Here is a 7,172-nt window from a genome sequence, read left to right as displayed (position 1 = left end):
GCCGTTACAACAGGCGAAGTCCCATCATGCTCAGGGCTTTGGCATTCCTGTCCAGCTTGATACTCAATCGTAATCGTACCCGTGGAACTATCTGTACTCACCTTTGGGCATAAGAGGGTTGAAATGGCACTTAGCGGAACCATCGCTTTTCCTTCCACCTGCAAGAGTGGAGCAGGCAGCTCGATTTGTTGTCCATTCCTAATGGCTTGTTTTTGAATAAACCATAACGCCATCTCGGTATTTGCCGTCTTGTAGGTAAAACTGCGATCCTCTGTGCGCGCCTGTAAGGTGCCGCCGAATTGATCGGCAATAAACTCAAAAGGTAGATAAGTCTCCCCTTGCAACTGAAATGGAGCCGTATTGAGCATGACGTGGTCACCATTCACCATCGCATGCGTACTTCCAACCTGGAAGGAAATCATGCCACTGTTCTCATTTCCCGCCTCTTCAATATGCGTCATCGTATGTAACCCGCCTGGATAAACCCCATCATTCGTATTATCCAGAATCTTGTGACTATGAAATGGAAAATGGCCGCTTTGGTCAAACACAATGAGGATATCCTTGGTTTCCCCTGGATCCACAGCCACGGTGTCCTTATCGATGGGCACAGGTAACGGTACGCCATTCTCTGCAATGACCTGAAAATGATGCCCATGAAGGTGCATCGGATGTTCATCGAATCCTGGGTTAATCAAGCGGACCAGAATTTTCTCCCCTACTCGGCCATGAACCATGGAAGCAGGATCATTCTCCACATCAGGAAATGACTTTCCATTGATCGTCCAAAAGCGAGGATGAAACTTTTGACGATCATACACATTGCCGCCCTCGACGGCCTTGTGCCAATCTGGATCAAGCTCATTCATGTGAAATATATACTCTTTATCAAAACGCGGTCCATGTGTCCACGCTTGACTGACCGAGCCCTTTGCTTTCACAATAAAAGGACCATTCAATCCCATTTGTAACCCATATTGATCGGGATCATAAGAATAGTAGAAATGGGAACCTGCTTGATCAGCATGAATCAGCCGCGTGTCACTTTGGCCGACAGACAGCGTTGGACCAGCCTTGCCTTGATCATCCACGCCAACTACATGCAGCGAATGGACCTGGAAATCAGCCCCGGCTTTTTGCGGGCCAATATTCGTCACAGTGACCTCGACGCTATCCCCTTCTTCCACTTCAATCTTGGGTCCTGGGAAAACGGCTGTACCCGGCTTGTTTTGGAGACTGTATCCCCATATATATACCTGATTCCCATCCGCTAATGTCATATTGCCGTCCGTAGCGTACAGCTGGACCTTCTGAACCGTGGCTGCATGAGCAACCGCAGTTGATACAACGAATAATGTAAATAAAGCGGTGAGTATAAACCCCCACCTTATCGTTGCAATACGAATCATCGCAGTCACCTCCCTCACAAATTCCTGTTACATTTATTTCGTCTGTCCATCGAACTGGGCCGAATAGGTGCCTGCCTGGTCGAACTTGACCAGAATATCGTAGCGTTCTGCTGATGCCAAGGTGATAGATTGCTTATCGACGGCTTGCTTTAAAGGTCTGCCATCTGATGCTACAACTTGAAAAGTATGCCCGTTCATATGAAAGGTACGTTTCTCATATCCTGAGTTAATCAGTCGGATCAAATAGGTCTCTCCAGCAAGCGCACGAATCGAAGAGCCCGCATGACTGGATTGGAATTCACCATTCATCGTCCAAAAATTCGGTTTAAACACAGTCCGGTCATACAGCTTTCTTTGTTCAACCGCATCATGCCAGGACTGGTCAATCTCGTTCAAATGATRCACGACTTCTTTATCGTAGGACGGTCCTCCCGTCCACACTTGCTTGGCCCCGTGACTTGCTTTAACAATAAGGGCTCCTGTCATCCCCATCTGCAAATGCTCTACCGTATCTACGTGACAATGATAGAAATAAGTGCCCGCATGATTCGCTTTAAAATGATAAGTAAAGTTTTGCCCCACTAAAACCGGTGCGGAGGTATGCGGAACCCCGTCATTCATTTGGTCCGTGTCCAATCCATGGGAGTGGATGGTGTGCGCAACAGGGAGAATGCCCGCCTTTGAAGGTCCCAGATTCGTGAGGTTAATTTCAACATGATCTCCCTCCTCTACTTCGATCGTTGGCGCCGGATAAACGGCAGAGCCTTTCTTATTTTCTAAAGAATACCCCCAAATGTACATTTGACTTCCATCAGGCATATTCACATAGCCATCAGTCGCATATAAAGATATTTTTTTCATGTGAGCTTCCTCCGCCAGCATCGGCTGAAACGTGCTGAACATTAAGGAAGTACTGAATGCAACGAACAAAAGGAGGGTGACCACGACCCGGGTCGAATTTTTACTCATCCGCTATGCTCCTCATTAAAGATTCTCATCCCTCTTCACACTTGAAGAGGGATACAGAATTTTAGTTTTAATTAAATTCCTAATTCAACCAACAGCTTGTAGATCATGGAAGCTGCCTGGGACCGCGTAGCATTGGCATTGGAACGGAAGGTGTTGTCCTCAAAGCCGTTAATGATTTCTTCCTTCACCAAATACGCGATGCTCGGCTTCGCCCAATCCGGAATTTCGTTCACGTCCGTAAAGCTTAAAGCTGGACCCGATGGCGTTGTATGCAGCGCTCTTGTAATCATTACTGCCATTTCTGCGCGTGTGATAAGAGCATCCGCATCAAAGTAGGTACTACCGTCTACTCCGGCACGTCCCTCGATGATTCCAGCATCAACAGCAGTTGTCACATATCCCTTGGCCCAGCTTGGAATTTGATCTGTATCCGCAAAAGAAGGGGATGCGTCTTTGCCAACTGCCAAGCCTAGAGCCGATACTATCATGCTTGTAAATTCAGCCCTCGTCACATTGTTTTCCGGTCTGAAGGTATGATCTTCATAGCCATTTATCACTTTCATTCCGACCAGACGATTAATGAATGCAGCCGCCCAGTGATTGTTTATATCGTTTAAACTCACGATAGTCTCATCGGTAAATACGGCAAATTTCGCAAAATGATCAATTTCGGTAGAAATTTCGCCCATCGCATGATGATCTTGTCCGCCAAGATAGATCCATTGCTTTCTGTCTTCCTGATAGTAATAGATGGCTGGTTCTTTCCCGGTTATGATTTTATCCGAATCTGGCGTTAATGAAAGGGTCATTGGTTTATTCAAATTTCTGTCGCCAGTTGTCGTGATTTCGTAAATGCGACTTCCAATTTGTAAGACTTGCCCGCCCTCACTGGCCTTATCAAGATTAGCAAGACGTCGGATCGTGATCTTCGCATCCTCTTTTAACGCGTGGGCTGGAATAACGACCTTAACCTTTGTTCCCAGCTGAATGGTTCCGCCTGTTGCAGCAACAATTTGGACGGATACAAAATCGGGATCTTGTGAATTCACGGTACCATTACCACTGCCCGTACCAGCCCCGGTTCCCGGATTGCCTCCACCTCCACCGCCTCCGCCTCCGCCACCATTACCTGGATTTCCGCCTGGATCTGTACCGCCGCCACTACCCGACTTTGTATACGTAACCACAAACGTACTCTCTTGTTTATTACCAGCACTATCTGCAGCAATCAAGGTAAAGGAATTAGCCCCTTCCGTAAGGGTGAAGCTTTTCTCGAAGGTGTTATTGTTCAACGTTACCGGTGTACCATTAATGGTTAGCGATACCTTCGGATCATTATCCGTTACGGTACCTTTTAATACATACGTCGGGCTATTCGTCGTATTGCTGGATTGTATGAGAATAACTGGTTTTTCCGTGTCTACGGGGCCGTTACCGTTGTCGTCATTTATCTTGATCTGCTTAGCGTCCACTGAATTTGTTGGAATTTTGGCATAGCCTGTAGTGGCTGTAATTTCATCTATCTTGATTGACGTGGAATCAGCAGCCTTCAGAGCTTTGAAATGTAAATCTGCTATCTTTATTTGGGGTATGGTATCCTTGCCAGGAATTTGATTCTTGATTAGTGCATATTTCAGAATGCCGTTTTGTTCATCAATGAGGATATTACTGTTCGCATCGACACTGTAAAAGCCACCGGAAAGTACCGTATCCCCTTCCATAAAGTCAAGGATTCCCGGATCATATTTAATGGAAAATTGCAGACCCATAAGTTCTTTCGTATCGAGTGCCATGATAGGTACCGTAATGTTGTCCTGCACCTTGAAAGAAGTGCCTAATGTGCCTAGCTTAATCTGAGACATTTGACTTGCTTCCTCAGCATACACAAGGTTTACGTTAGATCTGCCAGTTGAAAATATACAGGTCATCAGCACTGCCGCACTTAACGTTATAATGATCCTTTTAGAAAAGGCTATCCTCATCGTTAATCCTCCGTTTTTTGTTCAAAGAATGATGAATGGGATACCAGTCCCGTAATGGGACTGGTATCAGGGTACTTCTTTTCTTGAGCGTTGAGCCTACATCTTAAAGCTCAAGCAATTTTCTAGCTACAAACGCAATATCTTCGACATTGACAACTCCGTCATGATTCAAATCGTATCGCGGATCGAACGATGTTTTACCAAATGCTTTGGCCACTGCAACAAGATCAGCAACAGTCAATTTACCGTCACCGTCTATATCAGGGTTGCTTAGTACAAAGGCAATCGTCTTATCCTCTTTCAATTGGGTCAATTTACCGTTAACATCGGAGAAATCGCTTCCCTTACTCAGGGTTGCGGCCCCGTCTGTTTTAAGCTTAAACGTAATATCAACCAAACCTACACTGCCGTTGAAGCCTTGGAAATCTCCAAGAGCAGTCAAAACCATAGAAAGCTTACCGGTTTCTTCTTTGCGGATAAGAACAGCTGTATCTCCCTCTTTACCAAACTGGCTGTTGAGGGCACTGCTGACATACTCAAGCTTGCTTGCGTCGTAAGTGAGCATCAATTTGGACGCAAACAGATTCTTAGCATCTTTGGCAGATACCGTAACCTTCACTTCATCCCCTGCTGACAAAATTTTACCTGCCGTATCCGAAGTCAGGACAGCATCCAGTTCAACAACCGGTTGATCTGTTACTTTGATATCCATTTCGTCAATCGACCAATAATTAGCGGTAGATGAACCTGTTTGAGTGATCTTCACGTATTGGGCATTCACCGGACTGAAGGTTGCAACGACTTTCACGTCTGTATTGTTAGCTTTCTCAGCTACCTTCTTCCAAGTTTGACCATCAGTCGAAACTTCAATGATATACCCGCGTGGGTAGTCTTGGGTATGACCCGATGCATCAAGGATAACCTCATTAATCGTGCTTACTGCTCCCATATTAACTTGGAACCATTCACCTGGTTTTTGGTATTCACCAGTATCCCAGCGCGTGTTCATCTTGCCGTCGATGACATGATTCACATCGGAAGGATTGCTAGCATCGTTTCCACTACCTCTTGTGAAGGTTGTAAATGTCCAGTTTTTACCTGGTGCAGCTGCTGGGAACACATACAGCTCATGGATGGATGCATACCAGGAATTCGTCGTATCGTCTTTCGTATTCACAATTCTTACATAACGCGCTTTTACTTCGCCGAAGGTTTTGTCAACGACATAAGCCGTGTTCGTGTCCGCTGCTGCCACTGTTGTCCAGTTCACAGCATCTGTAGATACTTGAATTTGGTATCCACGGAAATAGTCTGGATGTTTGGCTTGCTGTGCGGTAGTCCACAGAGATCCGAAGTCTACAAGCACACGGGAAATGCCGTACACGTTATTGGTTATGGTTCCATCCGTTTCGGACTGGCCATAAACGTTATTCGTTATGCTTAAAGCATTCGTCATTACGTTATGTGGAACATGAGTGACATCACTGCTAAATGTTTTCCAGTTTTGCCAGCCCTTCGTTGTAGCTTCCTTGATGGCAGCAACTTTTTCTCCAGTTGGACTATCCAAATGAACTTCCATGTTCAGATTGGCAGAGTCAGATGCCATACGGAAATACATTTTATTAATCGTTGACATGTCAATGTCTTTAAACATGAGCCAGTCATTGGCTTCCGTGAATCCAACATTTTTACCGCCGTACATATCTTGCGTATCCTCTGTTTTGACGCCTTGATCCGCAGGCGCAGTCGGCGCGTTACCCCCAGTTGCCGCAAAGTCGGCAGCATGAAGACGCTTGTTTTTAAAAGTAATGGAAGCTGAACTGCTTAATGGCGTTGTTCCTGTCGCGCCATTATCGGTCACTGTCGCAGCGATATTCCAAGCGATCTTAGCTTCCGGTCCATGTCCATCATCAAATAATGTAAATGTTGGCGTACATCCGCTTGCTCCTGGAAACGGATGGTAGTGAGCGTCATGAAGCAGGTTGACAGACCACTGGATCTTATCGCATGCAATCGGTCCGTCCTCTTCATCCGTAGCGAAAGCTGTTGCTGTGATCGTCTCGCCATTCGTGAAGAAAACTCCGTTAGCAGGAGACGTGATTTTCACGACAGGAGCGGTGTTACCCGCGCTTATTTTCGTGTTCCACACGGAGAATTTCCCGGTTCCATTGGTAACCGTCAATGTTACATCATAGTTTCCGTTTACCGAGTACGTGTGAGACGGATTTGCATCATGAGATGTGCTTCCATCTCCGAAATTCCATGCAAAAGAAATCGTATCACCGTCCAGATCCGTAGTTCCAGTTGTATCAAAATTAACTGTTAACGGTGTTTTTCCTGATACAACGCTCGCTTTGGCTTTGATAACAGGATTTCTGTGCAATTGGCCGTAGAATACCTTGGAGATACCATCGTCCTCATCAGATTCCCATGATTTCCCGAACTCGGCAATATACAAGGCACCGTCCGGACCCAATTTCATATCAATCGGAGCAAGCATGCCCGATAAGAAATCTTCTACTTTGACAATTTCTCCATTGTCATCTGTTGTAACCGCTTTAACCCAATTGCGTGTAAAATCATAAGCTAAGAACTTTCCTTTTAATCCAGGGATTGCGTTAGGTCCTGTGTAGTCATATACGGGACCAGCCAGCGCCGTTCTTCCGCCTTGACCCCAAGTTGGATCATTGGTATACGGGTAGAAAGCAATCGGTTTTTTCGTAGTCGCAAATTTCTCTGCATATAAAGCATCATTGATTTCATTTAAATTATTGGCTCCAGCATAGTCTTTTTTGTTATAAACCTTATCACC

Annotated in this window: 4 protein-coding genes; all 4 read right to left on the bottom strand. The window is 45.6% G+C overall.

What is annotated here, in order from left to right; genetic code table 11:
- Window positions 1-1,409: stalk domain-containing protein (locus tag AC1DUA_RS19385; protein WP_477501329.1), on the bottom strand; the 1,409-nt coding region annotated here is incomplete at its 3' end.
- A gap of 33 nt (window positions 1,410-1,442) precedes the next feature.
- Entirely contained in the window at window positions 1,443-2,378 is a 936-nt protein-coding gene (locus AC1DUA_RS19380) for a multicopper oxidase family protein (RefSeq protein WP_477501328.1), read from the bottom strand.
- A gap of 71 nt (window positions 2,379-2,449) precedes the next feature.
- Window positions 2,450-4,240: an S-layer homology domain-containing protein gene (locus tag AC1DUA_RS19375; RefSeq protein WP_477501327.1), complete on the bottom strand. Its 1,791-nt coding sequence runs from the start codon at window positions 4,238-4,240 to the stop codon at window positions 2,450-2,452.
- A 223-nt stretch (window positions 4,241-4,463) separates the two neighbouring features.
- A partial coding sequence (locus AC1DUA_RS19370; RefSeq protein WP_477501326.1) for a discoidin domain-containing protein occupies window positions 4,464-7,172 on the bottom strand: 2,709 nt, incomplete at its 5' end.

It is taken from the genome of Paenibacillus sp. 01T422 (assembly GCF_056398785.1).
The sequence above is the reverse complement of the archived record's forward strand: the minus strand, read 5'-3'. Positions and strand labels throughout refer to the sequence as shown.